The organism is Lichenibacterium minor, assembly GCF_004137685.1.
GTDB lineage: Bacteria > Pseudomonadota > Alphaproteobacteria > Rhizobiales > Beijerinckiaceae > Lichenihabitans > Lichenihabitans minor.
Genome location: NZ_QYBB01000023.1, coordinates 61,502 through 87,268 on the forward strand (window position 1 = coordinate 61,502; position 25,767 = coordinate 87,268).

A 25,767-nucleotide genomic window follows, 5' to 3' on the forward strand; every position below is an offset into this window, starting at 1 on the left:
CCGCCTCCGGGCGGCTGAGGGAGGCACGCCGCCATGGCCGAAGCGCCGCACGGGACCATCACGCTGAACGACGGCCGCAGCATGCCGAGGCTCGGCCTCGGCGTGTGGCAGACGCCCGCCGGCGAGGCCGCGCGCATCATGCGCGAAGCGGTCGCCGCCGGTTACCGGGCCGTCGACACGGCGTCGGCCTACAACAACGAGGAAGGCGTCGGCGAAGGGCTCGCCGGGACGGACGTCTTTCTCACCACCAAGTTGTGGAACGCCGACCAGGGCTACGACGCGACGCTGCGCGCCTTCGACGCCAGCGCGGCGCGGCTCGGGCGCCCCTCCGTCGACCTGTACCTCATCCATTGGCCCGCGCCGAAGAAGGACCTGTTCGTCGACAGCTGGAAAGCGCTGGTGCGGCTGCGCGAAGAGGGGCGCGCCGGATCGATCGGCGTTTCCAATTTCAACGCCGACCACATCGCGCGCATCGTCGGCGAAACGGGCGTGACGCCGGCGGTGAACCAGATCGAGCTGCACCCGCGCTTCCAGCAGCGTGCACTGCGGGAGGTCCACGAGCGCCTCGGCATCGCCACCGAGTCCTGGAGCCCGCTGGGGCGCGGCGCGCTGCTCGACGATCCCGCCCTGGCCGAGATCGCCCGCAAGCACGGGAAGACGGCGGCGCAGGTCGTCATCCGATGGCATCTCGACGAGGGGCTGATCGTGATCCCCAAGACGGTGAACCCGGAGCGTCTGCGCGAAAACATCGACGTGTGGGACTTCGCGGTCGACGGCGACGACCGCGCCCGCATCGCGAAGCTGGACTCGGCCGACGGCCGCACCGGCCCGGACCCCATGACGGCGACGTTCTGAAGCGCGGGGCCGGCCCCGCGTTGCCAAAGGGGCGCGGCCGTCGCAGGCTGGGCCGAAATGGCGAGGCGTGGGACCGGGCGATGATGGACGGCGATGTCGGGCGAGGCGGGCCCGGGCCCGGCGAGGGCGGGGCGACCCGCCACGACGCTTCCGAACTGACGCAGACGGATCGCGCGCCCGGCGTCGCGGCGATCGCCACCGCGGAACGGCGCCGGCCGGATGCCCTCGTCCCGCGTCGCCTGCGGGGCTACCTGGCCCTCGACGACTTCGAGCCCGCGGCGCGGCGGCGGCTGCCGCGGCAGATCTACGGCTATTATGCCGGAGCCGCCGAGACCGACCAGTCGCGCGACGACAACCGCGCCGCGTTCCGCCGCGTCGCCTTCGTGCCGGACACGCTGCGCGACGTGTCGCGCCGCTCGACCGCTTCCGCGCTGTTCGGCGAGCGCTACCGCTTTCCCTTCGGCATCTCCCCCATGGGGCTGTCCGGCCTGGCCTGTTTCGAGGGCGACCTCGCCCTGGCGCGCGCCGCCCGGGCGGAAGCCATCCCGATGGCGATGAGCGCCACCTCCATCATGCCGCTGGAGCGGTTGGCGGCGGACGGCGGCGCGCGCTGGTTCCAGGCCTACCTGCCGGGCGAGCCCGCCCGCATCCTGGCCATGGTGGACCGCGTCGAGCGGGCCGGCTTCGACACCTTCGTGCTCACCGTCGACGTCCCGGTCCCGGGCAACCGCGAGAACAACGTCCGCACGGGCTTCTCCATCCCGCTGCGGCCGAGCCTGAAGCTGCTGCGGGACGGGCTGACCCACCCGCGCTGGTCGCTCGGCACCTTCGGGCGGACGCTGGCCGGCGGTATGCCCCACATGGAAAACATGGACGCGCGCCGCGGCCCGCCGATCCTGTCCCGCGACCTCGTCCGCGCCGTCGGCAACCGCGACGGCCTGTCCTGGGAGCACGTCGAGCTGATCCGCCGCCGCTGGCGCGGCCGCTTCGTCCTGAAGGGCGTGCTGGCGCCCGGCGACGCGCGCGAAGCCGCGGCGCGGGGCGTCGACGCCGTGTGGGTGTCGAACCACGGCGGGCGCCAGCTCGACGGCGCCATCGCGCCGCTCCACGCGCTGCCGGCCGTCAAGGCGGCGGCCGGCGGCATGGCGGTGCTGTTCGATTCGGGCGTGCGGCGCGGCAGCGACGTGCTGAAGGCGCTCGCGCTCGGCGCCGACTTCGTGTTCCTCGGCCGGCCCTTCCTGTTCGCCGCCGCGGCCGCAGGCGAGGAGGGCGTGCGCCACGCGGTGGGGCTGCTCGGCGCCGAGGTCGAGCGGAACATGGCCATGCTGGGCGTGAGCGCCGTCGCCGAGGTGGGGCGGCGCCACGTCTGCGACGCCCATCCGCCGCTGGTCGGCCCGGGCTGAGGCTCACCGGCGCGGCAGCTTCGCGCTGCGGGCCGACGCGGGGGGCGACGGCTCCGGAAGGCTCGGCTTCGACCCTTTTCGGTTCGCCGCGGCCGGGAGATCGGCGCTGATCGGGGTCAAACGCGGTTGACTCGGCCCGGCGGGTGGCCCAGCTTTCCGTCGGACGAACCCGCTCGAGACGGGTCCGCCGGGGGGAATCGCGATGTCCAAGCTGCGTCTTCCGTGGGCGGTCGGTGCCGCCGTCATGCTGCCGCTCGTCGCCCAGGCGGCGGAGCCGATCAGGATCGGCGTCATCGCGGAGAACTCGGCGATCAGCGGCATCGCCATCCCCAATGCCGCGCAGGTCGCCGCCGACGAGATCAACGCCGCGGGCGGGGTCGACGGCCGCCGGATCGAGATCGTCGCCTACGACGACCACAACTCGGCCGCCGACGCCGTGCGGGCGCTGCAGCGGCTGTCCTCGCAGGACAAGGTGCAGGCCGTCATCGCGTCCTACACCAGCGAGGTCGCCCTGGCCCTCGAGCCCTGGGCCGGCCGCCTGAAGCTGCCGACCATCACCCCCGGCGCGGCGTCCGACGAGATCACCAAGCGCGTCCACGACGATTATGCCCACCTGAAATACATGTTCCAGGGCTACCTCGCGTCGACCTTCCTGGCGCAGTCCGTCTGCGATGCGGCGAAGGACCTAATCGTCGACGGCCCTCTGCACGTGAAGACCGCGGCCATCTTCTCCGAGGATGCCGCCTGGACCGGGCCGCTCGACGCCGGCTATGCGGCCTGCCTGCCGAAGATCGGCGTGACGCTGCTCGACACGATCCGCCTGTCGCCCGACACCACGGACTTCACGCCCATCTTCAACGGGCTGGAAGCCAAGAAGCCCGACGTTCTGATCACCGGCATCAGCCACGTCGGCGTGCAGCCCACCGTGCAATGGGCCAACCAGCAGGTGCCGATCCCGATGTTCGGCGTCGCCTCGCAGGCGACATCGACCACCTTCTGGAAGGACACCAACGGCGCCGCCGAAGGCGTGGTGCTGCAGAACATGGCGACGGAATCCGTCCCCACCACGGCCAAGACCGTCCCCTTCGCGCAGAGCTACATCAAGCGCTACGGCGTGTCGCCGGCCTACCCGGGCTACACGACCTACGACGCCGTCCACTACATCGCCGACGCGATCCACCGCGCCGGGAGCGACGACCCCGAGAAGCTGGTCGACGCCCTGCAGAAGACGGACTGGACCGGCACGGTGGGGCAGATCAGGTTCTACGGCGCCGGCGACAGCCACACCAACGGCATGGTCTACGGACCCGGCACCGTCAGCGGCCTGTTCGTCCAATGGCAGAGCGGCAAGCAGGTCGCCGTGTGGCCGAAGGGCGTGGCCGGCGACGGCAGGCTCGTCTTCCCGGCCTTCGTCAAGGCGGCGAACTGAGCGCTCGCGCGCCGCGGCCGCCCCATGCTGGGCCTGCAGATCCTCATCGACGGCTTCGCCGTCAGCGCGCTCTACGGGCTCGGCGCCGTCGGCTTCACGCTGATCTTCGGCGTGTCGGGCGTGCTGAACCTGTCGCACGGCGCCATCATGGTCACGGCCGCCACGGTGGCCTGGGCCCTGGCCGAGCGGGCCGGCGCCTACGGCGGCGCGCTGGGCGGGTTGGCGTCGGCGTTCCTCCTGTCGTTCGTGACCTATTTCGCCGTGGTGCGGCCCATCCAGCGCTCGCGCTCGATCCCGTCCGAGGAGACCGAGATCTTCGTGCTCACCGGCACGCTGCTGTGGGGCATCATGATCCAGGTCGCCATCGCCTACCTGGCCACGACCAGCCCCCACACGGTGCGCCCGCTGATCTCCGGCGTGACCGTCATCGGCGGGGTCCGCACGCCGACGAACGAGATCCTCACCGCCGCCCTGTGCTGGGCCGCCATCGGCGCCCTGACGCTGCTGATCGAGCGCACCCGGGCCGGCAAGGCGTTGCTCGCCGCCTCGGTCAACCCGCGCGGGCTGACGCTGCTCGGCTTCGAGCTGGAGCGGGTCCACCTGCTGGTCTGGGCCATCTACGGCGTGCTCGTCGGGGTCGCGGGCGTGCTGCTCGGCGCCTTCCTGGGCGCGTCGTCGGACAACGTCGGCACCCTGACTGCCAGCGCCTTCTCGATCGTGGTGCTGGGCGGGCTCGGGTCCGTGCCGGGGTCGCTGCTGGCCGCCTATTGCATCGGCTACCTCGAAACGCTGACGGCCTACCTGGTGTCGCCGTCGCTGCGCAACATCCCGGCGCTGATCCTGCTCGTGGCCGTCGTGTGGGCGCGGCCGCAGGGCTTCCTGGGGAGGCGGTGACGTGGGATCCTTGCTTCGCTCGCGCCTGTTCTGGGGCAGCCTCGCCGGCTTGGCTCTCGCCGCCGCCTTTCCACTCGTCGGCGGCCCCTACACCATCGGCGTGCTCATCCCGGCCTTCTACTTCGCCGTCTTCGCCATGAGCTGGGACCTGCTGTTCGGCTTCGCCGGCGAAGTCAACTTCGGGCCGACCTTCCTCATCGGCCTGGGCGCCTACGGGGCCGGCATCGTGGACGCGCGCTACGGGCTCGGCGTCCCGCTGTCGGTCGCCTTCGGCACCGCCCTGGCGGTGGCCGGCGGCGTCGCCCTGGCGTTGCCCGCGCTGCGGCTGTCCGGCCCGTACTTCGGCCTCGTCACGCTGGTCGCGGTGCTCCTGCTCCAGCAGATGGTCACGGTCTTCGCCGATGTGTCGGGCGGCGAGATCGGGCTGTCGCTGCCCGACGTGCTCTCGATCGACGACGCCACCAACTATTACTTCGCGCTGGGCTTCATGGCGCTGAGCGGCGCCGCGCTGTTCGCCCTGTCGCGCTCGCCGGCCGGGCTCATCCTTCAGGCCTGCGGGCAGGACCCCGTGGAAGCGCAGGCGCTCGGCTTCAACGTGGCCAAGCACAAGCTCGCCGCCTTCGTGGTGTCGGCCTTCTTCTCCGGCCTCGCCGGGGCGCTGCTGGTCTTCTACTACGGCACCGCGTCACCCGGGACCTTCATCGACATCGCCGTGGGGGTGCAGATCATCATCGCTGCGGTGCTGGGCGGCCGGCGGACCATCGTGGGCGCCGTGCTCGGCGCGGTGTTCCTCGTCGTCGCCGGCGAGGTCCTGAGGCCGCTCGGGCAGATGTCCACCTTCGCCGTGTCGGCCGTGGCCCTCGCCGTCATCCTGCTGGCGCCGGCCGGGTTCCTGGGCACGCTGCTTTTCCGCCGGGGAGCGGCATGACGCTGAAGCTCGTCGACCCGCGCCGGGCCGCCCCGGTCGCCGTCCCGCCCATGCTCGAGGTCGAGGGGCTGACCAAGCGCTTCGGCGGCCTGGTCGCCGTAAAGGAGATGCGGCTCGCGATCCGCCCGGGCGAGATCGTGGGACTGATCGGTCCCAACGGGTCCGGCAAGTCCACCGTGATGAAGCTCGTCATGGGCATCCTGCGCCCCAACGCCGGCCGCGTCTCGGTCGACGGCGTCGACGTCGCGGGATGGCCGAGCCACCGGGTGGCGCGCCACGGCGTGGGCCTGGTGTTCCAGCATTCGCGCCCGCTCCACCGCCAAACGGTGGGCGAGAACATCGTGCTGGCGCTGCTGCCCGATTCGCTGCTGAGGCTGGTCGCCGATCCGCAGGTCGAGCGCCGCGCCCGCGCCATCGCGGAGCGGGTGGGGCTCGGCGCCGTGTTCGACCGCCGTCCCGCCACGCTGCCCTTCGCCGACCTCCGCCGCCTGGAACTCGCCAAGGCCATCGCCCGCGACCCCAAGGTGGTGCTGGTGGACGAGCCCTTCGCGGGCCTCACGGCCGGCGAGGTGAAGGACTTCTCCGCCCTCATCGCCTCGTTCCGGACGGAGAACAAGGCGGTGCTGCTGGTCGACCACAACGTCAAGGGCGTGGCGGCGCTCGTGGACCGCGCCGTGGCGATGTACCTCGGCGCCTTCGTGGCCGAGGGCTCGGCCGCGCAGGTGATGGCCGACCCCACAGTGCGCGCGGTCTACCTCGGCGGCGCCGTCCAGGCGTCGGCCCGGCGCGAGCCCAAGGCGAGGACGGCGGGGCCTCCGCTCCTCGCCGTCGAGGGCGTGTCGGTCTTCTATGGCAAGGCGCAGGCGCTCGACGCGGTCGACCTGCAGGTGCGCGAAGGCGAGTTCGTGTCCGTCGTCGGTCTCAACGGCGCCGGCAAGACGACGCTGTTCAACGCCATCTCGGGGCTCGTGCCCCACACGGGGTCGATCACTTTCGGCGGCGCCCCGCTGGCGGGGCTCAGCGCCGCCCGGATCGCGCGGGGCGGCATCGTGCAATGCCCCGAAACGCGGGAACTGTTCAACACCATGAGCGTGCGCGAGAACCTCGACCTCGGGGGCGCGCACCTGCCGAAGTCCGATCGGGCCCGCCAGCTCGACTGGCTGCTGGAGCTGTTTCCCATCCTGCGCTCGCGCTCGGCCCAGGCGGCGGGCAAGATGTCGGGCGGCGAGCAGCAGATGCTCGCCATCGCCCGCGCCCTGATGATGAAGCCCAGGCTGCTCGTCCTCGACGAGCCGACGCTGGGCCTCGCCCCCGTGATCCTGGAACAGCTCGGCCGCGCCCTGGAGGTGCTGCGCACCACGACGCCCATCACGGTGCTGCTCGGCGAACAGAACGTCACCTTCGCGCTGCCGCACGCCGACCGCGTCTACGTGCTGGAACATGCCCGCCTGGTGTGGGAGGGTCCGCCCGCGCGCTTCGCCGAGGAAGCGGGCCGCGCCTACCTGTGACGTCCGGGCGCGCGACGCCGCCCGGAGATTGCACGTGCCGCTCGATCATACAGCCCGGGGCGTGTTCCCCATCGCGCCGACCCCGTTCCACGCCGACGGCCGCATCGACCTCGGGTCCGTCGACCGCATGACGGACTTCTACGTCGCGACCGGCGCCACCGGCCTGACGGTGCTGGGCGTCATGGGGGAAGCGCCGAAGCTCGATGCCGCCGAAGCGCTGGAGCTCGCGGTGCGGTTCGTCCGCCGCGCCCCGTCGCTGCCGGTGGTGGTGGGCGTGTCGGCCCCGGGCTTCGCCGCCATGCGGGCGCTGGCCCGCGCTTCCATGGACGCCGGCGCCGCCGGCGTGATGATCGCGCCGCCCCACACCCTGCGCACCGACGACCAGGTCGCCGCCTATTACGCCGGGGCCATCGAGGCCGTCGGCGCCGACGTGCCCGTGGTGGTCCAGGACTTCCCGCTGACCTTCGGCGTCGTGATGGCGCCGGGCTTGATCCGCCGTATCGTGTCCGACAACCCGTCCGTGGTGATGCTGAAGCACGAGGACTGGCCGGGCCTGGAGAAGATTTCCGCGCTCCGCGCGTGGCAGGCGGCCGGCGAGATGCGGCCGATCTCGATCCTGTGCGGCAACGGCGGCCTGTTCCTCGACTTCGAGGTCGAGCGCGGCGCCGATGGCGCCATGACGGGCTACGCCTTTCCGGACATGCTGGTCGACGTGGTGCGGATGGCGGCGGCCGGCGAGCCCGACGCCGCCCACGACCTGTTCGACGCCCACCTGCCTCTGCTGCGCTACGAGCAGCAGCCGAGCGTCGGCCTCGCGGTGCGCAAATACGTCATGGCGCGACGCGGCATCATCGCGTCGGACGCGCAGCGCAAGCCCGCGGTGTCGCTGAGCAAGGCCGCCGTCGCGGAGGTGGAATACCTTCTGGGCCGGCTCGCGAAGGCGGACCCCCGCGCCGCCGGTCGGATCGGGTAGGGCTCCGGTGATCGAACGCTACAGCGACCATGCCGCCAACGAGCGGACGTTCCTGGCCTGGATCCGCACCGCCATCGCGGTGGCGGCCTTCGGCTTCCTGGTCGAGAAGTTCGACCTCGTCCTCAAGGCGACGAGCCGGTCGATGGGCGGCAAGGGACCGTCGGAACTCGGGGAGCGCGTCGCCGACGTCACGGGCCTGCTGGTCATCGCGCTGGCCGGCCTGATGGTGGCGCTGGCGACGGTGCGCTTCCGGCATACGGCGGCCGCCATCGACAGCCCCGACCGGCACCCCGCCACCGGCGTCCGCCTGGATATCGCCCTGGTGGGGCTGCTGATGCTGTTCGGCGCGGCGCTCTTCGCCTACCTGAGCTATTCCGTGGTCGACGAGCTGACCTGAGGACGCCCGCCCGTCACGGCACCCCGGCGGGGACCTGCCGGCCCTGCAGCCGCCACACCCACCCGCACAACAGCGCCACCGGCAGGCCGATCAGCGCCGTGGCGGTGAAGAACCACCCGAAGCCGAGCCCCGCGATGGCGAAGCCCGACGTGCCGGCGACGAGGCTGCCCGGCACGGCGCAGAGCGAGGACAGAAGGGCGTACTGGCTCGCCGCGAACCCGGTCGAGCTCAACGCCGACATGTAGGTGATGAGCACGATGGCGGCGAAGCTGTAGGCGAAATCGTCGAGGCTGACCGCGGTCGCGAACAGCCAGAACTCGCCCCCGCCGTGGTCGCCGTGGAGCGCCAGGATGGCCAGCGCGAGGTGGGACGATGAGGCGAAGACCGTGCCGAACAGCAGCGTCGCCATCAGGCCGAAGCGCTTCACCGCGAAGGTGGCCGTGAAGGTGCCGGCCAGCGCCACCGGGAACCCGAACAGCTTGGTCACCGTGGCGATGTCCGAGTTGGAATAGTGCAGCGCCTTGAACAGCGGCACCGCCATGGCGTTCGAGATGTAGCCCGGCATGCGGAAGCCGGCGACGAGCAGCAGCGTCGGCCATGCCAGCGGCCCGAGGCGGGCCAGCAGCTCGCGGATCGGCTCCCACAGCGTGCGGGCGAGGTCGAGCGGCGCCGGTTCCGCCTTCCGTTCGGGCTCGGGCGCCAGGGCGGCCGCCACGAGGCCGGGCGCCATGGCGACGGCCATGAGCAGGTAGGCGGCGCGCCAACCGACGGCGTCGGCGAGGTAGAGGGCGCCGGCGCCCGCCACGAGGTTGCCGACGCGCCATCCCACCTCGGCCCAGGACGACATCAGCGCCTGCCGCTCGACCGGCGCCGCCGTGATGCGCCAACCGTCGATCACCGTGTCGAGCGTCGCCCCCGCGAGGCCGAGCGCCACCGAGAAGCCGACCGTCCAGCCGATGCGGCGGGCCGGGTCGCCGAAGGCGACGCCGGCGAGCGTCAGCATCACGGCGAGCTGGGCCAGGATGATCCAGCCGCGCCGCCGCCCGATCAGGCGTCCGAGCACCGGCGCGTCGTAGCGGTCGAGAAAGGGCGCCCACACGAACTTCAGCCGATAGGCGAGGGTCATCTCGCTGAGCAGGCCGATGGTCTCGATCGGCACGCCCGCCTCGCTCAGCCACGCCGATTGCGTGCCGTAGACGAGGAGCAGCGGCAGGCCCGAGCTGAAGCCCAGGCCCAGCATGGCGCCGAGGCGCCGATCGGCGAAGAGGGCGCGCAGCGGAGAGGGTGCGCCCGGATCCCGGGTCACGGCTTCGGACATCGCGCACACCTCCCGCCGCCGCTCCGGACCGTCGGACAGTATCACGGGCGGGCCGGCATCGACTCGCCCCGGGGCAGGGATCGATCCACGCCTCCGTTCGGAGCGGCATCGGCGCGTCGCAGGGCATCGGTGCCGGCGCCGTCGAAGGGGTCCGGAGCCAGGGCTACGCCGTGGTAGCCAACCCGCGTTGCATCGTGGCGGGGACCGACGACTCGGTCGACGACCTCCGCCGCGTCGTCGAGAGCGACCGCGTCCGCGGTGCGCGACGTCGCGGCGGGCTAGGCACCCGACGGGCCGCACGGGCGAGGTGGAAGGGGGCGTCGAGGAGGTGCTCTACCTCGAGCCTGCCGGCCTCGTCATCGACGAAACCATCGACGTCGATGGCGGGCAGCACGTCGGACGATGGTGACGCGTGCCTCGGCGCCGCGGCGGCCTCGGGCCCACGGATCGCACGATCCCGATCGAGAACCCCGCGCGTGGCGCGGGGTTCTGCGTTTCTGGCCGGCGCGAGCCGATCACGAGCACCCGGTGGTCGCCCCGCAGGTCTCGCACTTCAGGCAGGTGCCGTTGCGCACCATGGTGAAGTTGGCACATTCCGGGCAGGCTTCGCCGACGTAGCCCTTCATGCGGGCTTCCGCCTTCTTGTCCGCCACCGCGGCCTTGGCGGCGGCGAAGCCCTGCGGCTCGCTCCAGGCCAGCGCCGTCAGCTCGCCCGCCACGCCCTGCTCGGCGTCGCGTTTCAGCGCCGTGGCGCCCTCGACGCCGTAGCCCTTGACCGGGACGGCGCCGGAGCGCGGCTCCGCCGCCGGGCCGGTCCGCCCGCCGCCGACCAGCATGAAGTTGGTCGGCTTGGAGCGCACCAGACCCTTCGACACCGGGCTCGCCACCGGGGCCGAGCGCCCCTCGCCGCCGCCCGAGCGCCCTTCGGACTCGCCGGACCCCAGCACGTCGAAGCCGATGTCGGCGGGCACCACGTGGGCGAGGTCCGTCCGGTCGAGGTAGGACACGGCGAGTTCGCGGAACACGTAGTCGAGAATCGAGGTCGCGTTCTTGATGGCGTCGTTGCCCTGCACCGGGCCGTGCGGCTCGAAGCGGGTGAAGGTGAAGGCGTCCACGTATTCGTCGAGCGGCACGCCGTACTGGAGCCCCAGCGAGATCGCGATGGCGAAGTTGTTCATCAGCGAGCGGAAGGCGGCGCCCTCCTTGTGCATGTCGACGAAGATCTCGCCGAGGCGCCCGTCCGGGTATTCGCCGGTGCGCAGGTACACCTTGTGGCCGCCGACGGTGGCCTTCTGGGTGTAGCCCTTGCGGCGGGACGGCAGCTTTTCGCGTTCGCGGTCGCGCTCGACGCGCTCCACCACGCGTTCGACGATCCGCTCCGCCACCTCGGCGGCGCGGGCCGGCATCGAGGCCGCCAGCAGCTCCTCGACGGCGTCCTCCTCGTCCTCGTCGGCGATGAGCTGCGAGTTCAGCGGCTGCGACAGCTTGGAGCCGTCGCGGTACAGCGCGTTGGCCTTGAGGCCCAGGCGCCAGGACTGCATGTAGGCGCCCTTGCACTCCTCGACGGTGGCGTCGTTGGGCATGTTGATGGTCTTGGAGATCGCGCCCGAGATGAAGGGCTGCGACGCCGCCATCATGCGGATGTGGCTTTCCACCGACAGGTAGCGCTTGCCGGTGCGGCCGCACGGGTTGGCGCAGTCGAAGACCGCGTAATGCTCGCGCTTCAGGTGCGGCGCGCCTTCCAGCGTCATCGCCCCGCAGACGTGGATGTTGGCGGCCTCGATGTCGGCCTTGGTGAAGCCGAGGAAGGGCAGCAGCTCGAAGGCCGGATCGTCCAGCCGATCGGCCGGCACCTTCAGGGCCTCGACCAGGAAGTCGGAGCCGAGCGTCCACTTGTTGAAGGCGAACTTGATGTCGAAGGCCGAGGCCAGCGCCTTGTCGAGGGCGTCGAGCTTCTCGTCGGTGAAGCCGCGGGCGCGCAGGGCGGCGGTGGTGACGCCCGGCGCCTGGCGCAGGTTGCCGTGGCCGATCGCGTAGACCTCGATCTCGGCGATGTCGGCTTCGCGGTAGCCGAGGGCGCGCAGCGCTTCCGGCACGGCGCGGTTCACCACCTTGAAGTAGCCGCCGCCGGCCAGCTTCTTGAACTTCACCAGCGCGAAGTCGGGCTCGATCCCGGTGGTGTCGCAGTCCATCACGAGGCCGATCGTGCCCGTGGGGGCCACCACCGACACCTGGGCGTTGCGGTAGCCGTGCTTCTCGCCGAGCGCGATCGCGAGGTCCCAGGCGCGGCGCGCCGCGTCCACCATGGCGGGGTCGGGGGTATGCGAGCGGTCGAGCGGCACGGGCGCCACCGACAGGGCCTCGTACCCGGCGCTCTCGCCGTAGGCGGCGCGACGGTGATTGCGCATCACCCGCAGCATGGCGTCGGCGTTGGGCGCGTGGCCCGGGAAGGGCCCGCGCTCCGACGCGATCTCGGCCGAGGTCGCGTAGCACACGCCGGTCATCAGCGCCGACAGGGCGCCGCAGATGGCGCGGCCCTCGTCGGAATCGTAGGGCAGGCCCGACGACATCAGGAAGCCGCCGAGGTTGGCGAAGCCGAGGCCCAGCGTCCTGTACCGGTAGGACAGGCGCGCGATCTCCTCCGACGGGAACTGTGCCATCAGCACGGAGGTTTCGAGCACCAGCGTCCACAGCCGCACGGCATGCTCGTAGGAGGCGACGTCGAGCTTGCCGGCGCCCTCGCCCTTGAACTGCAGCAGGTTCAGCGACGCGAGGTTGCAGGCCGTGTCGTCGAGGAACATGTATTCCGAGCACGGGTTCGACGCCCGGATCGGGCCCGACGCCGGGCAGGTGTGCCAATCGTTGATGGTGGTGTGGAACTGCAGGCCGGGATCGGCCGAGGCCCAGGCGGCGTAGCCGATCTTGTCCCACAGGGCGCGGGCCTGCAGGGTCTTGGCCACCTTGCCGTCCGTGCGGCGCACGAGGTCCCAGGAGCCGTCCGCCTCGACGGCGTGCAGGAAGGCGTCCGTGACGCGCACGGAATTGTTGGAGTTCTGGCCCGCCACGGTCAGGTAGGCGTCCGAATCCCAGTCGGTGGTGAACTCGTCGAAGTCGACGCTCGTGTGGCCCTGCTTGGCGAGCTGCAGGACGCGCTTGATCATGTTGTCGGAAACCAGCGCCCGCCGGGCAGCCTTGATCTCGCGCTTCAGCGCCGGGTTCTTCTCCGGGGTGAAGCAGTCGTCGCCCGACCCTTCGCAGTTCACGCAGGCGCGCATCACCGCCTTCAGGTGGCGGCGCGTCAGCTTGGACCCGGTCACCAGGGCGGCGACCTTCTCCTCCTCCTTCACCTTCCAGTCGATGTAGGTTTCCACGTCCGGATGGTCGGCGTCGACCACGACCATCTTGGCGGCGCGGCGCGTGGTGCCGCCCGACTTGATGGCGCCGGCGGCGCGGTCGCCGATCTTCAGGAAGCTCATCAGGCCGGAGGATTTGCCGCCCCCGCTCAGGCGCTCCTTCTCGCCGCGCAGGCGGGAAAAGTTGGTGCCGGTGCCGGAGCCGTATTTGAACAGGCGCGCTTCGCGCACCCAAAGGTCCATGATGCCGCCCTCGTTGACGAGGTCGTCGCCCACCGATTGGATGAAGCAGGCGTGCGGCTGCGGGTGCTCGTAGGCCGAGGTGGAGCGGACGAGCTCGCCCGTGCGGTAGTCGACGTAGGAATGGCCCTGGCCGGGGCCGTCGATGCCGTAGGCCCAATGGAGGCCGGTGTTGAACCATTGCGGGGAGTTGGGCGCCGCCATCTGCTTCGCCAGCATGAAGCGCAGCTCGTCGTGGAAGCTGTGCGCGTCCTCCTCCGCGGTGAAGTAGCCGCCCTTCCAGGCCCAGTAGGTCCAGGTCCCGACGAGGCGGTCGAACACCTGCTTGGCGGAGGTTTCGGGGCCGAAGCGCTCGCCCTCGGGCAGAGCGGCCATCGCGGCGGCGTCGGGCACCGAGCGCCACAGGAACGACGGCACGTCGTTCTCCTCGACGCGCTTCAGCCGCGCCGGCACGCCGGCCTTGCGGAAGTACTTCTGGGCCAGCACGTCCGCCGCCACCTGCGACCAGGCCGCGGGCACGTCGAAGTTCTCGAGCGCGAACACCACCGAGCCGTCCGGGTTGCGGATCTCGCTGCGGGCCGAGCGGAAGGGGATCTCCGCGTAGGGGAGGCCCACGGCCTGGGTGTAGCGACGCTCGATACGCATAGGACGGCATCCCGTGTCTGGCCGACGGCGCTCGCACGTGCCGGCTCATAGGCTTCTTCTACCCCGTCGCCGAGGCCTGGACCAATCGGGGCGTCCGCCGCTCGCACGACGCAGCTCCCGGCCCGTCGACCCGTCCCGACGAGTCGCGAACCGGTCGACGATGAATATAGGTGTCGACCGCGGTCTTGCGATCGACGAAACTGCAGGATAGGCCGAGTCTCGTGCGAGTCGATGTGGCGCGATTGCGAATCGCGAATCATCCACAGGTCGATTCGCGCGCCGCTGTACTGGCGCCGAGACTCGAAAGCCATGCCGTCATGCGTCGGCGGGACTCTTCGGCGGGTGGTTCCACCCGTCTCAGGCGACTATCGGGCGGGGCCTTTAAAATCGCGTAAACCATGCCGGGGCGCCGGCTCCGCGCGACCGCCCGCCGCAGCCTGCGCCACCCCGCGCCTTGCCTCCGGGGCCTTCGCATCCTATGCCGGAGCCCAGCGAACCCGACAGCGAGCAGCCCCTTGTCCTACCCGGCCCCGCCCGAAGAGCGCATCACCTGGAAGACGCGCTTCCTCCGTTTCGCGACGTGGTGGACCGGTGCGACGATCAACACCCGCGTTTGGACGAGCCGCTTCGGCGAGGTGGTCGGCTACGACGAGTTCGGCAACACCTATTACCGCACCATCGGCGGCAAGATCGATCCGGCCCTCGGCTTCGAACGCCGCTGGGTGATCTACCGCGGCGAAAGCGAGGGCTCGGCGACGCCGCCCGGCTGGTACGGGTGGCTCCACCACCAGACCGACGAGCCCCCCACCGCGTCGACCTACGTGCCCCGCGCGTGGGAGAAGCCCTACCTCCCCAACATGACCGGCACGCCCGCCGCCTATCGGCCGCCGGGCTCGCTGCTGAAGGACGGCACGCGCCCCCGCACCGGCGGCGACTACGACGCCTGGACCCCGGGCTAGTCCGGCATCCGGCCGGGCCGACACGGGAGCCCTCGTTTCGCCGCAACGGCGGGCGACATGGGCGAAACGTCGCGTCCTCGCGGCACCATCGAAGGCGGGCGAGCACCTTGGCGGCTTCACGGATCATCTCCCTCGGGGCCGCAGTGGCGCTGGCATCCCTGGCCGCCGCCGCCGCCGCCCCGGCCCGGGCCGACAAGATCAAGAACGGTACGGCCGTGTTCTCCGGCCTCGACAAGATCACCGGCCGGATCATCTCCTTCAAGGCCACCATGGGCGAGACCGTGCAGTTCGGTTCGCTGCAGGTCACGGCGCGGGCCTGCTACACCCGCCCCGCCAAGGAAGCGCCGCTGACCGACACCTTCGTCGAGATCGACGAGGTGTCGACGACCCACGAATTGAAGCGCATCTTTTCGGGCTGGATGTTCGCCGCGAGCCCCGGGCTGCACGGGCTCGAACATCCCATCTACGACATCTGGCTGACCAACTGCGAGCAGCCGGGCGACACGGTCGTCGATGCGCCGCAGACGGCCGACGCCGAGGGAGCCGCGGCCGCGACCGCTCCGGCCGACCCCGGCGCGACCCCGGCCGGCGCCACGCCGGCGCCCACGCCGCCGCCGGTGGCCGAGGCTCCGAAGCCGAGGCCGAAGCGCGTCGCCCGGCCGGCGCCGCGCCCGGATCCCGACGCCGTCGCGGTGCAGCGCCAGGAGCCGCGCCAGCGCTTCTTCCCGACCAGCCAATATCCAACCGATCTCCCGTCCCGCGATCCCGCCGGCGGCAACGGCGGGAACTGATACCGGCCGCGGCCGTCCCGCGGGGGAAGGTCCCATTCGCCAAGCCCGTCGAAGGACGCCACGGGCGCCCGGCGCTCGACTCGGGAGTGGAAGGGGAGGCGGATCCGGTCGGGCCGCTGCCGGTATCGGCGCCCATCGGCGGCGGACGACCCCGACCGCCGGCAAGCGCGAAGGCGCCGCCGCTCGTGCGACGCGACGGGCATGCGTCGGCATGTCCGTCGCCCGATCTCAATCCCGGGCGTCCAGCATCTTCAGCACCGCGGCGCCGGGCAGGGGCGTTTTGGCCCAGGCCTCGCTTCGCCCCGGGCGGCGCACCGCTTCGGCGAGCCGCTTCTTGTAGCGGGCGCGGGGCACCTCGACGGCGCCCAGCGTGGCGAGATGCGGCGTGACGAACTGCGTGTCGAGCAGGTGATAGCCGCTGTCGCGCAGCCGCGCCGCCAGGTGGAGGAGGCACACCTTCGACGCGTCGGTGCTGCGGTGGAACATGGATTCGCCGAAGAAGGCGCCGCCGAGCGCCACCCCGTAGAGACCGCCCACCAGGGCGTCGCCCTCGTAGGCCTCGACCGTGTGGGCGTGGCCCATGTCGAACAGGCGGCGGTACAGGGTGCGGATCTGCCCGTTGATCCAGGTGTCGGGCCGGTCGTCCGTGGCCTCGGCGCAGGCGGCGATCACGGCGTCGAAGTCGCGGTCGACCGCCACGGCGAAGCGGTCGCGGCGCACCGTCTTGGCGAGCGACTTCGACACCACCATGCCGTCGAGTGGGAAGATGCCGCGGAATTCGGGGTCGAGCCAGAACAGCGACGGATCGTCGGCCCCCTCCGCCATGGGGAACAGCCCGAGGGAATAGGCGCGCAGCAGGATCTGCGGCGTGATGGTCGGGGTCGGTCGCTGGGGTCCCATGGTCCGAAGGTGGCGCGCCCCGCCGCCCCGGGCAAGCGCATCCCGCGCCCCGCTCCCGCCCGGCACCTGTGGATATCTCCGGCTCGCGCCTGGGCGCCCTCCGAAACCGTCGTGGACGTGCCGTCCGCCGAGCAGGCCGTGCGTCAGACGAGGCTCATTGCGGCAGGGTCAGGCCCACGGCCGCCGCGGCGGCCTTCACCAGCGGGACCTCGATCAGCACGGCGGCGGCCCACAGGAGAGCGGTGACCTGGGCGAGGGCGTTGCCCGCGCCGCGGCGCCCCTCCGCCGGCGGCTCGGGGTCGACGGCGCGGGAAAACAGGGCCGGCACGGTGGCGGGGTGCCGAAGCAGGACGGACATGGCGAACTCCTCTGCGCCGACGCTACGCCGCCCCGCCTTGCCGCAGGGTCAAAGCGCTCAGGAAAGATGTGTTGATCTCCGTTCACCTTGACCGCCTCCGGCCCGGCGGCGGGCGAGGGCTCGATTGCCGGGGGCTTCGCGTCTCGTGTAAGCGTCGGGCACGAACAGCCGACCGTCCGCGCGCATGCCCGCCCTCGGAAGGTGCGCCGCAGGACGTCCCCGGACGGGGCCGAGATGGGACCGAGCATGACCGACCGAACCGCGACGGGCGCCCCGGGGGCGCCGGCTTCCCCCGAGGCGTCGACGCACGACAAGGTGCTGATCGTCGATTTCGGCTCACAGGTGACGCAGCTCATCGCGCGGCGCGTGCGCGAAGCCGGCGTGTATTGCGAGATCGTGCCCTTCGACAAGGCCGAGGCGGCGCTCGGCGCCCTCGCCCCGAAGGCCGTCATCCTGTCCGGCGGGCCGGCCTCGATCCCCGACGAGGGCAGCCCCAGGGCGGCGCCGGCGATCTTCGCGTCGCGGCTCCCCGTGCTCGGCATCTGCTACGGCCAGCAGGCCATGGCGCATGCGCTCGGCGGCACCGTGGAGGGCGGCCACCACCGCGAGTTCGGGCGCGCCGACGTCGAAGTGTCGGCGCGGAGCCCCCTGACCGACGGCCTGTGGGAGCCCGGCGCCCGCCACCCCGTGTGGATGAGCCACGGGGACCGCATCACGGTGCTGCCCGACGGCTTCCACGTCGTGGCGTCGAGCGAGAACGCCCCCTATGCCGTGATCGCCGACGAGGCGCGGCACTATTACGGCCTGATGTTCCACCCCGAGGTCGTCCACACGCCGGACGGCGCGCGGCTGATCGAGAACTTCCTGTTCCGCATCGCCGGCGTGAAGGCGGACTGGACCATGGCGGCCTTCCGCGAGGAGGCGATCGCCCGCATCCGCGAACAGGTGGGCTCGTCGCGCGTGGTCTGCGGCCTGTCGGGCGGCGTCGATTCGGCGGTGGCGGCCGTGCTGATCCACGAAGCGATCGGCGACCAGCTCACCTGCGTGTTCGTCGACCACGGCCTGCTGCGCGCGGGAGAGGCCGCGGAGGTCGTCGGCCTGTTCCGCGACCATTACAACATTCCCCTGGTCCACGCCGACGTGTCGGACATGTTCCTCGGCCACCTCGCGGGGGTCACCGACCCCGAGCGGAAGCGCAAGATCATCGGTGGGCTGTTCATCGACGTCTTCGACGCGGAAGCGAAGAAGCTCGGCGGCGCCGACTTCCTCGCCCAGGGCACACTGTACCCGGACGTGATCGAGAGCGTGTCGGCCACCGGCGGCCCGGCCGTGACGATCAAGTCGCACCACAACGTCGGTGGCCTGCCCGAGCGGATGAACATGAAGCTCGTCGAGCCACTGCGCGCGCTGTTCAAGGACGAGGTGCGGGTGCTCGGCCGCACGCTGGGGCTGCCGCCCGCCTTCGTCGGCCGCCACCCGTTCCCGGGTCCCGGCCTCGCCATCCGCTGCCCCGGCGAGGTGACGCGGGACAAGCTCGACATCCTGCGCCAGGCGGACAGCATCTACCTCGACGAGATCCGCCGCGCCGGCCTCTACGACGTCATCTGGCAGGCCTTCGCGGTGCTGCTGCCCGTGCGGACCGTCGGCGTGATGGGCGACGGGCGCACCTACGACCAGGTGTGCGCCCTTCGCGCCGTGACGTCGACGGACGGCATGACGGCGGACTTCTTCCCCTTCGACATGAACTTCCTCGGCCGCGCCGCGACGCGCATCATCAACGAGGTGCGCGGCATCAACCGCGTCGTCTACGACGTGACCTCGAAGCCGCCGGGCACGATCGAATGGGAATGACGCCGGCCGTGCGGGCATCCCGGCGCCGCGCCGGGCCGGAACGGCGGAGTTCGGCGGCATGTCCCGCGACGGGGCGCGAGACCGTCGCAACCCGGGGCGGTCCCGGGCGTTGAGCGGACGTCCGACACTTTGGAGGTTCGCATGCGTGGGATCATGACCGCTGCCGTTCTGGCCGTTTCCGTCTTCGCCGCTTCGGGCGCCGCCCAGGCACGCGGCTGCATCACCGGGGCCATCGTCGGCGGGATCGCCGGCCACGCCGTCCACCACGGCATCGCCGGCGCCGCCGCCGGCTGCGCGGCCGGCTCCGGCGCGTCCCACTATTACCGCACCCACAAGAGCCGTGCCGCCCTGCAGCGCAGCCAGCAGCAGATGACGCCCAGCGTCGCCCAGTGAGGTGATCTCCGGGCGGGCGGGCATCGCCACCCGCCAGGATAAACGTCCGGCCGCGCCGTGCAGGTGCGGCCGTTCGGGGCGGGGTTCAGACGGGTTCGGCCTCGTCGCCCTGACCGGCGGGCAGGCCCAGCCAAGCCGCCATCGCGTCCAGTTCCGCGCGCAGCGCGTCCCGGGCTTCTGCCGGGGCGTCCGGCTCCCAATGCACGGCCTTCGCCAGCAGCCGCCCCGCCGCGCGGTCGGCCTTGAGGTCCACCCGCGCCACCAGCCGGTCCCCGCAAAGGAACGGCAGGACGTAATAGCCGTGCCGGCGCAGTTCGGCCGGAACGTAGATCTCGAGGCGATAGCGGAACCCGAACAGGCGCTCGGCGCGGGACCGTTCCCACACCAGCGGGTCGAAGGGCGCCAGCAGCGCCCGCGCCGCCACACGCCGCGGCATGCGTGCCTCGGCGTGGAGATAGCCGGGCATCGTCCAGCCCTCGACGGCCACCTCGGCGAGGCGGCCCTCCTCGACCAGCGCCGCGATGGCTTTCCGCGCGTCTTCGGGCCCGAGGCGGAAATAGTCGCGCAGGTCGCCCGCGCTCGCGACGCCCAGCGCCCGCGCCGAAAGCTCGATCAGCGCGAGATGCGCCTCGTCCTCGCCGGGCGTCGGCAGCGCCAGAAGGGCAGGGGGCAGCACCCGCTCGGGCAGGTCGTAGACGCGCTCGAACGTGCCGCGCCGCGTGGCGGTGGTGAGGTGCCCGGCCCAGAACAGCCATTCCAGCGCCCCTTTGGTTTCGCCCCAGCCCCACCAGCCGCCGGCGCCCTTCCCGGCCTCGAAGTCGCCCGCCGACATCGGCCCCGCGGCCCGGATGCGCTCCAGGACCGCCATCGCGGCCGGTCGCGCTTCGCCGGCGAAGGGCTTCAGCCGGCCATAGCAGCCGATCCCGCGGTCGGCCCGCGCCATCCGCCAGCGCAACAGGGGCTGGAGGGCGAGCGGCAGCAGCGAGCATTCGTGCGCCCAATATTCGAACAGCCGTCGGCCGCGCCTGTGCCCCCATGCCGCGTCGTCCAGCAGCGCGCGATCGTAGGGTCCCAGCCGCGAGAAGGCCGGGAGGTAATGCGCCCGCACCAGCACGTTGACGCTGTCGACCTGGTGGAGGTGCAGCCGCCCCACCGTCCCGGCGAGCGCCCGCGCCGTCACGGCGCCCGCGGGCCGGGCGCGGTCGAACCCCTGCGCCGCCAGCGCGACCCGTCGAGCCTCGGCGGCCGACAGCGAGCCCACGCTCACTTCGTCCCGAACATCCGGTCGCCGGCGTCGCCCAGGCCCGGCACGATGTAGCCGTGGTCGTTCAGCCGTTCGTCGACCGCGGCCGTCCAGATCGACACGTCCGGATGGGCGCCGCGCAGCTTCGCCACGCCCTCGGGCGCTGCCAGGAGGCACACGAAGCGCACCTCGCGGGCGCCGCGCTTCTTCAGCAGGTCGATCGCCGCGATGGCGGAATTGGCCGTGGCCAGCATCGGGTCCATGACGATCGTCAGCCGATCGTCGATGTCGACCGGCGCCTTGAAGTAGTATTCCACGGCCTTCAGGGTTTCCGGGTCGCGGTAGAGCCCGATATGGGCGACGCGGGCCGAGGGCACGAGGTCGAGCATGCCGTCGAGGAAGCCGACGCCGGCCCGCAGGATGGGGGCGAAGACCAGCTTCTTGCCGGAGATGCGCGGCGCCATCATGGCTTGCAGCGGCGTGCGGATCTCGACCATCTCCACCGGCAGGTCGCGCGTCACCTCGTAGCAGAGCAGCATGCCGATCTCGTTGAGCAGCTGCCGGAACCCCTTCGTGGAGCGCTCGGCGTCGCGCATCAGCGTCAGCTTGTGCTGCACCAGCGGGTGGGTGACGATCGTGACGTTGTCCATGGCGGCCCCGCGGGTTCGAGTGTCGGCCCCGCGTAACACGCCCGTCCGATCCTCGGAACCGGCGGTCTGAGGCGCCGGGCGGCCTTAAAAACTTGGACACGTTCCAAGGTGATATGCCGCACCCGCGAACCCGAAGGCGACGTCGCGACGTTGTGTGCACAATCCGGCCCGCCGTCACGCGGGATCCGGCGCTTCCGCCGTCACGCGGGAAGGATGGACATGGACGAAGAACACGGACCCTTCCGGGTTTCGCGCCGCACCGTGCTGGAAGGCACCGCGGCGGTCGCGGTTCTGGGCAGCATCGCCCCGGACCTGGCCCACGCTGAAGCGCCGCCGCTGCCCGGCGCCCGCGACCCGAACCTGTCGGTGCGCATTCCCGTGACCCTCACGGTCAACGGCAAGGACCACGCGCTCAACCTCGATCCCCGCACGACGCTGCTCGACGCGCTGCGCGAGCACATCGGGCTCACGGGCTCGAAGAAGGGCTGCGACCACGGCCAATGCGGCGCCTGCACGGTGCTGGTCGACGGCCGGCGCATCAATTCGTGCCTGTCGCTCGCCGCCATGCACGAGGGCGACCAGGTCAAGACCATCGAGGGCTTCGCCGTGCCCAACGCCGCCGGCGGCCACGACCTCCACCCGATCCAAGCCGCCTTCGTCCACCACGACGGCTACCAGTGCGGCTACTGCACGTCGGGTCAGATCTGCTCGTCGGCCGGCATGCTGGCGGAAGCGAAGAGCGGCGCGCCGTCCTTCGTGTCGGCCGACCTCACGGCCTCGCCCCGGCTGACGGATGCGGAGATCCGGGAGCGGATGAGCGGCAACATCTGCCGCTGCGCCGCCTATCCCAACATCGTCGCGGCCATCAAGGATGGCGGCGGCGTCGATCCGGACGGGGAGATCTCGCTGTGAAGGAGTTCACGTTCCAGCGGGCCGCGAGCCCGGGCGAGGCCGCTTCGGCGGTGGCGAACAGGCCGGGCGCCAAGTTCATCGGCGGCGGCACCAACCTGCTCGACCTGGCCAAGCTCGAAGTCGAGACGCCCACCCACGTCGTCGACGTCAATCGCCTCGGCCTCGACAAGATCGAGGACACGGCCGATGGCGGCCTGCGCATCGGAGCTTCGGTGCGCAACAGCGACCTCGCCGCCGACATGCGCGTGCGCCGCGACTACGCCGTGCTGAGCCGCGCGCTGCTGTCGGGCGCCACGGGGCAACTGCGCAACAAGGCCACCACGGCGGGCAACCTCCTGCAGCGCACCCGCTGTTATTATTTCTACGACGTCACCAAACCCTGCAACAAGCGCGAGCCCGGCTCCGGCTGCTCGGCGATCGGCGGTTTCAACCGCATCCATGCCATCGTGGGCGCGTCCGACCACTGCATCGCCACCAACCCGTCGGACATGTGCGTGGCCATGCGGGCGCTCGACGCCAAGGTCGAGACTCTGCAGGCGGACGGCGGCACCCGCGCGATCCCGATGGAGGATTTCCATCGCCTCCCGGGCTCGACGCCCGAGATCGAAACCGTGCTGAAGCCCGGCGAGCTGATCACGGCCGTGACGCTGCCGAAGCCCGTCGGCGGGACGCAGATCTACCGCAAGGTCCGCGACCGCGCCTCCTACGCCTTCGCGCTCGTGTCCGTGGCGGCCATCGTCCACGCCGACCCGGGCGGGCGGATCAGGCAGGCGCGCCTGGCTTTCGGCGGCCTGGCGCTGAAGCCCTGGCGCGTTCCCGAGGCGGAAGCGGCGCTGGTCGACGGCGGCGGCGCGGCGGCGGTCGAGACCGCGGCCGACGAGGTGCTCCGCGGCGCGCGGGGCTTCGGCTCCAACGACTTCAAGATCCCGCTGACGCGCCGCACGCTGCGGTCCGTCGTGGCCGACGTCACCAAGGCCTGAAGGGGTTCCCCATGATCGACATGACGCATCCCATCGGGGTCACGCCCCTCGACACGATCCAGGACGGCATCGTCGGCAAGCCGCTCGACCGCGTCGACGGGCCGCCGAAGGTCACAGGCACCGCCACCTACGCCTACGAGTACAAGGAGCCGGACGGGATCGCCTACGGCTACCTCGTGCCTTCCGCCATCGCCAAGGGCCGCATCGCGACCCTCGACACCGCCGTGGCCGAGAAGATGCCGGGCGTGGTCGCGGTGCTGACGTATCGCAACGCGCCCAAGCAGGGCAAGGAAAGCCAGCAGGTCAGCCCCGAGCTCGTGTCCGACCGCATCGACCATTACGGCCAGGCGGTGGCCTGCGTGGTGGCTGAAACCTTCGAGCAGGCCCGGGCCGCCGCCTACGCGGTCGAGATCGGATATGCGCCGGACCCGATCGCGACCGAACTCGCCGCCAACCTCGGCAAGGCGTTCGAGCCGAAGAGCCGCGGCAACACGCCCGCCGATACCTCGTCGGGCGACGCCGAGGCCGCTTACGCGTCGGCGCCCGTGAAGGTCGAGGTCCGGTACACGACGCCGCTGCAGACCCACGCCATGATGGAGCCGCATGCGACGCTGGCCTATTGGCGCCGGGGCCAGCTGATCCTGTTCACCGCCAACCAGATGCCGAACCGCGGCCAGGCGATCCTGGCCTCGGTGCTGAACATGCCGAAGGACAACATCCGCATCGTCAGCCGCTACGTCGGCGGCGGCTTCGGTGCCAAGCTGACGCCGCACCCGGACGCCGTGCTGGCGGCGTTGGCGTCGAAGGTCGTGGATCGCCCCGTCAAGCTCGCCCTCACCCGCCAGCAGGTCTTCCATTCCACCTTCCACCGGTCGGACACGATCCAGCGCATCCGGCTCGGCGCCACGCCGGACGGCAAGCTCGTGTCGGTGGCCCATCAGTCCTGGTCCGGCAACCAGCCTGGGGAAGAGAACTTCGAGGCCGCCGCCGAGGTGACGCGTTCGCTCTACGCCACCCCCAACATCATGACCGAGCATCGCTTGGCGGCGCTCGACGTCCCCGTGGCTTCCGCCATGCGGGCGCCCGGCGAGGCCGTCGGCATGTTGGCGATCGAATGCGCCATGGACGAGCTCGCCGAGAAGCTCGACATGGATCCGATCGAGCTGCGCGCGGTCAACGACGCCACCGAGGACCCGACGAAGCACGTCCCTTACTCGACCCGCGCGATGGTGCCCTGCCTGCGCAAGGGCGCCGAGATGTTCGGCTGGAACAAGCGCAAGGCCGCGCCGGGCTTGGTCCGGGATGGCAACTGGCTCGTGGGCCTGGGGGTCGCGGCCGCGAGCCGCGGCAACCCGCTCCAGCCCGCCAAGGCCTGGGTGCGCATCGGCCCGGACGGTGTCGCGACGACACGCGCCGCCATGACGGACATCGGCACGGGCACCTACACGATCCTGACCCAGATCGCGGCCGAACTGCTGGGCCTGCCTCCGGACATGGTCCGCACGGAACTGGGCGACACCGATTTCCCGCCCTCGTCGGGGTCGGGTGGGTCCTTCGGTGCCGGCAGCTCCGGCTCCGCGCTCTACGACGCCTGCATGACGATGCGCCAGAAGCTCATGCTGTCGGCCGGCATGTCGGGCGATGGCGTCGTGTTCAAGGACGGCCGCGTGACGCAGGGCAACCGGTCCGTGACGCTGGCGAGCCTCGCCGGACCCGGCGGGATCGAGGCGACGGGCGGCATCGAGCCGGGCGACATGCACAAGATGTTCTCCCAGCAGAGCTACGGGGCGCATTTCGCCGAAGTGGGAGTCGACGCGGATACGGGCGAGATCCGCTTGCGGCGGATGCTCGGCGTCTTCACCGCGGGTCGCATCCTCAACGCCAAGACGGCGCGATCCCAGGCCATCGGTGGCATGGTGTTCGGCGTCGGCGCGGCGCTGATGGAGGCCATGGAACTCGACCCGCGCTTCGGCATGTTCGTGAACCACAACCTCGCCGAGTACCATGTCCCGGTGCATGCCGACATCACGGCCATCGATGCCGTGTTCCTCCCCGAGCTCGACGACAAGTCGAACCCGCTGAAGAGCAAGGGCATCGGTGAGCTCGGCATCTGCGGGGCAGGGGCCGCGGTGGCCAACGCGGTCTACAACGCGACGGGCGTGCGGATCCGCGATTATCCGCTGACGCTCGACAAGGTGCTGGCCGGCTTCGAAGCCCGCGAGCACGCCGAGCGCCGCAGCGCCGTGCCGTCCGCGGTGCAGGGCGGCTGATCGACCGATCCCGGCTCGTCGCCTGTCCCGGCTTCGGGGGCGAGCGGCCCCGTCGGGTCGCGACCGGCCGGACGGCCATGAGGGCGTCGCTCGACGAGCGGCGCCTTTTCTCGTTCCGGGCCGGCGGCCGTCGCCGCGTCGCGTCGCGGGGCAGGGCGATCGGGGCAGGGCAGGGGAGGTGGACCGATTCCCTGCTGTCTGCCGGGGGCTGCGGAGGCCCTGGGCGGCGTGGGACGGTGCGGGCGCGGATTTATGCGGTTTTGTGAATTTCGGCGTTGACGGGTCTCCGTGGGGTGATCTATACAGCGTTCATCGACGGCGGCGCTGCTGATGAGCGGCCCGCGGGTTTCGACGCTTCCGAGTTTAGCTCAGGAGTTCATGTCCCGGCAGGGTTTGCCGGGCGTGTCGTCGTCTCCCTCGTCCGGCGTTCATGCGCTGGGCTTGACGTTTGGGGTGGCCTTCGGGCGTGCCCGCCGCTGTTTGACAATTTCATCGGAAGAAAGAGAAACGTGGACGG

The 25,767-nt window shown here is 71.4% G+C and carries 21 protein-coding genes; 15 read left to right on the plus strand and 6 right to left on the minus strand.

The window, feature by feature from the left end; genetic code table 11:
* Nucleotides 1-33 precede the first annotated feature (33 nt).
* The 8 genes from D3273_RS18120 (at nt 34) to D3273_RS18155 (ending at nt 8,387) form a co-directional block, all read left to right on the plus strand.
* On the plus strand, nt 34-855 hold the full coding sequence (locus D3273_RS18120) for an aldo/keto reductase (protein WP_129228297.1): 822 nt from the start codon (nt 34-36) through the stop codon (nt 853-855).
* Nucleotides 856-935: 80 nt separating this feature from the next.
* A complete protein-coding gene (locus D3273_RS18125) occupies nt 936-2,258 on the plus strand; it encodes an alpha-hydroxy acid oxidase (protein ID WP_245501255.1) in 1,323 nt (440 codons plus the stop codon).
* Nucleotides 2,259-2,460: 202 nt separating this feature from the next.
* Complete coding sequence (locus D3273_RS18130; RefSeq protein ID WP_129228298.1) at nt 2,461-3,687, plus strand: ABC transporter substrate-binding protein; 1,227 nt, start codon at nt 2,461-2,463, stop codon at nt 3,685-3,687.
* A gap of 24 nt (nt 3,688-3,711) precedes the next feature.
* On the plus strand, nt 3,712-4,581 hold the full coding sequence (locus D3273_RS18135; protein ID WP_129228299.1) for a branched-chain amino acid ABC transporter permease: 870 nt from the start codon (nt 3,712-3,714) through the stop codon (nt 4,579-4,581).
* Nucleotide 4,582: 1 nt separating this feature from the next.
* On the plus strand, nt 4,583-5,509 hold the full coding sequence (locus D3273_RS18140; RefSeq protein WP_129228300.1) for a branched-chain amino acid ABC transporter permease: 927 nt from the start codon (nt 4,583-4,585) through the stop codon (nt 5,507-5,509).
* The gene (locus tag D3273_RS18145) at nt 5,506-7,017 is read left to right on the plus strand and encodes an ATP-binding cassette domain-containing protein (RefSeq protein ID WP_129228301.1); all 1,512 of its coding nucleotides are present in this window, start codon (nt 5,506-5,508) and stop codon (nt 7,015-7,017) included. Before D3273_RS18140 ends, D3273_RS18145 begins: the two co-directional genes overlap by 4 nt.
* Nucleotides 7,018-7,051: 34 nt before the next feature.
* Nucleotides 7,052-7,990 (plus strand): dihydrodipicolinate synthase family protein, encoded by a 939-nt coding sequence (locus tag D3273_RS18150; protein WP_245501256.1) that lies wholly within the window; start codon nt 7,052-7,054, stop codon nt 7,988-7,990.
* 7 nt (nt 7,991-7,997) lie between these two features.
* Nucleotides 7,998-8,387 (plus strand): YidH family protein, encoded by a 390-nt coding sequence (locus D3273_RS18155; protein WP_129228303.1) that lies wholly within the window; start codon nt 7,998-8,000, stop codon nt 8,385-8,387.
* Nucleotides 8,388-8,400: 13 nt separating this feature from the next.
* Here D3273_RS18155 and D3273_RS18160 read toward each other — a convergent pair whose 3' ends face one another.
* Nucleotides 8,401-9,705, minus strand: a complete 1,305-nt coding sequence (locus D3273_RS18160) for an AmpG family muropeptide MFS transporter (protein WP_129228304.1) — start codon at nt 9,703-9,705, stop codon at nt 8,401-8,403.
* 515 nt (nt 9,706-10,220) lie between these two features.
* Nucleotides 10,221-13,943 carry a vitamin B12-dependent ribonucleotide reductase gene (locus tag D3273_RS18165; protein WP_129228305.1) on the minus strand — a complete coding sequence of 1,241 codons (3,723 nt, stop codon included), beginning with the start codon at nt 13,941-13,943 and terminating at the stop codon, nt 10,221-10,223.
* Between the two features lie 515 nt (nt 13,944-14,458).
* Between D3273_RS18165 and D3273_RS18170 the strand changes: the two genes are divergently transcribed.
* Entirely contained in the window at nt 14,459-14,902 is a 444-nt protein-coding gene (locus D3273_RS18170; protein WP_245501257.1) for an NADH:ubiquinone oxidoreductase subunit NDUFA12, read from the plus strand.
* Between the two features lie 107 nt (nt 14,903-15,009).
* Entirely contained in the window at nt 15,010-15,693 is a 684-nt protein-coding gene (locus D3273_RS18175) for a DUF2155 domain-containing protein (protein WP_428977788.1), read from the plus strand.
* Nucleotides 15,694-15,921: 228 nt separating this feature from the next.
* Here the strand turns inward: D3273_RS18175 and aat are convergent, their stop codons facing one another.
* Together aat and D3273_RS18185 are read right to left on the minus strand one after the other, a co-directional pair.
* Entirely contained in the window at nt 15,922-16,593 is a 672-nt protein-coding gene (aat, locus tag D3273_RS18180) for a leucyl/phenylalanyl-tRNA--protein transferase (RefSeq protein WP_129228307.1), read from the minus strand.
* Nucleotides 16,594-16,747: 154 nt separating this feature from the next.
* Complete coding sequence (locus D3273_RS18185) at nt 16,748-16,951, minus strand: hypothetical protein (protein WP_129228308.1); 204 nt, start codon at nt 16,949-16,951, stop codon at nt 16,748-16,750.
* Between the two features lie 246 nt (nt 16,952-17,197).
* On the opposite strand from D3273_RS18185, the gene guaA reads away from it, so the two are divergent.
* Nucleotides 17,198-18,802: a glutamine-hydrolyzing GMP synthase gene (gene guaA / locus D3273_RS18190; RefSeq protein ID WP_245501258.1), complete on the plus strand. Its 1,605-nt coding sequence runs from the start codon at nt 17,198-17,200 to the stop codon at nt 18,800-18,802.
* Between the two features lie 141 nt (nt 18,803-18,943).
* The gene (locus D3273_RS18195; RefSeq protein WP_129228310.1) at nt 18,944-19,195 is read left to right on the plus strand and encodes a glycine zipper 2TM domain-containing protein; all 252 of its coding nucleotides are present in this window, start codon (nt 18,944-18,946) and stop codon (nt 19,193-19,195) included.
* An 85-nt stretch (nt 19,196-19,280) separates the two neighbouring features.
* Here the strand turns inward: D3273_RS18195 and D3273_RS18200 are convergent, their stop codons facing one another.
* Nucleotides 19,281-20,456, minus strand: coding sequence for a winged helix-turn-helix domain-containing protein (locus tag D3273_RS18200; RefSeq protein WP_129228311.1), 1,176 nt, complete (start codon nt 20,454-20,456; stop codon nt 19,281-19,283).
* Nucleotides 20,457-20,458: 2 nt separating this feature from the next.
* Nucleotides 20,459-21,088 (minus strand): uracil phosphoribosyltransferase, encoded by a 630-nt coding sequence (gene upp / locus D3273_RS18205; RefSeq protein WP_129228312.1) that lies wholly within the window; start codon nt 21,086-21,088, stop codon nt 20,459-20,461.
* Nucleotides 21,089-21,307: 219 nt separating this feature from the next.
* Here upp and D3273_RS18210 point away from each other — a divergent pair, with 219 nt between their 5' ends.
* Genes D3273_RS18210 through D3273_RS18220 form a run of 3 tightly spaced genes read left to right on the plus strand, consistent with a single transcriptional unit; the run spans nt 21,308 to nt 25,250 of the window.
* Nucleotides 21,308-22,000: a 2Fe-2S iron-sulfur cluster-binding protein gene (locus D3273_RS18210; protein WP_165359554.1), complete on the plus strand. Its 693-nt coding sequence runs from the start codon at nt 21,308-21,310 to the stop codon at nt 21,998-22,000.
* Nucleotides 21,997-22,980 (plus strand): FAD binding domain-containing protein, encoded by a 984-nt coding sequence (locus D3273_RS18215; RefSeq protein WP_129228314.1) that lies wholly within the window; start codon nt 21,997-21,999, stop codon nt 22,978-22,980. Before D3273_RS18210 ends, D3273_RS18215 begins: the two co-directional genes overlap by 4 nt.
* A gap of 14 nt (nt 22,981-22,994) precedes the next feature.
* A complete protein-coding gene (locus tag D3273_RS18220; RefSeq protein ID WP_129228325.1) occupies nt 22,995-25,250 on the plus strand; it encodes a xanthine dehydrogenase family protein molybdopterin-binding subunit in 2,256 nt (751 codons plus the stop codon).
* Nucleotides 25,251-25,767 lie beyond the last annotated feature (517 nt).

Bases quoted from the DNA above. Each gene is read 5' to 3' on its own strand.
- D3273_RS18120 (WP_129228297.1), top strand. From the start codon at position 34: ATGGCCGAAGCGCCGCACGGGACCATCACGCTGAACGACGGCCGCAGC.
- D3273_RS18125 (WP_245501255.1), top strand. From the start codon at position 936: ATGATGGACGGCGATGTCGGGCGAGGCGGGCCCGGGCCCGGCGAGGGC.
- D3273_RS18130 (WP_129228298.1), top strand. From the start codon at position 2,461: ATGTCCAAGCTGCGTCTTCCGTGGGCGGTCGGTGCCGCCGTCATGCTG.
- D3273_RS18135 (WP_129228299.1), top strand. From the start codon at position 3,712: ATGCTGGGCCTGCAGATCCTCATCGACGGCTTCGCCGTCAGCGCGCTC.
- D3273_RS18145 (WP_129228301.1), top strand. From the start codon at position 5,506: ATGACGCTGAAGCTCGTCGACCCGCGCCGGGCCGCCCCGGTCGCCGTC.
- D3273_RS18160 (WP_129228304.1), bottom strand. From the start codon at position 9,705: ATGTCCGAAGCCGTGACCCGGGATCCGGGCGCACCCTCTCCGCTGCGC.
- D3273_RS18165 (WP_129228305.1), bottom strand. From the start codon at position 13,943: ATGCGTATCGAGCGTCGCTACACCCAGGCCGTGGGCCTCCCCTACGCG.
- aat (WP_129228307.1), bottom strand. From the start codon at position 16,593: ATGGGACCCCAGCGACCGACCCCGACCATCACGCCGCAGATCCTGCTG.
- D3273_RS18185 (WP_129228308.1), bottom strand. From the start codon at position 16,951: ATGTCCGTCCTGCTTCGGCACCCCGCCACCGTGCCGGCCCTGTTTTCC.
- guaA (WP_245501258.1), top strand. From the start codon at position 17,198: ATGACCGACCGAACCGCGACGGGCGCCCCGGGGGCGCCGGCTTCCCCC.
- D3273_RS18195 (WP_129228310.1), top strand. From the start codon at position 18,944: ATGCGTGGGATCATGACCGCTGCCGTTCTGGCCGTTTCCGTCTTCGCC.
- upp (WP_129228312.1), bottom strand. From the start codon at position 21,088: ATGGACAACGTCACGATCGTCACCCACCCGCTGGTGCAGCACAAGCTG.
- D3273_RS18210 (WP_165359554.1), top strand. From the start codon at position 21,308: ATGGACGAAGAACACGGACCCTTCCGGGTTTCGCGCCGCACCGTGCTG.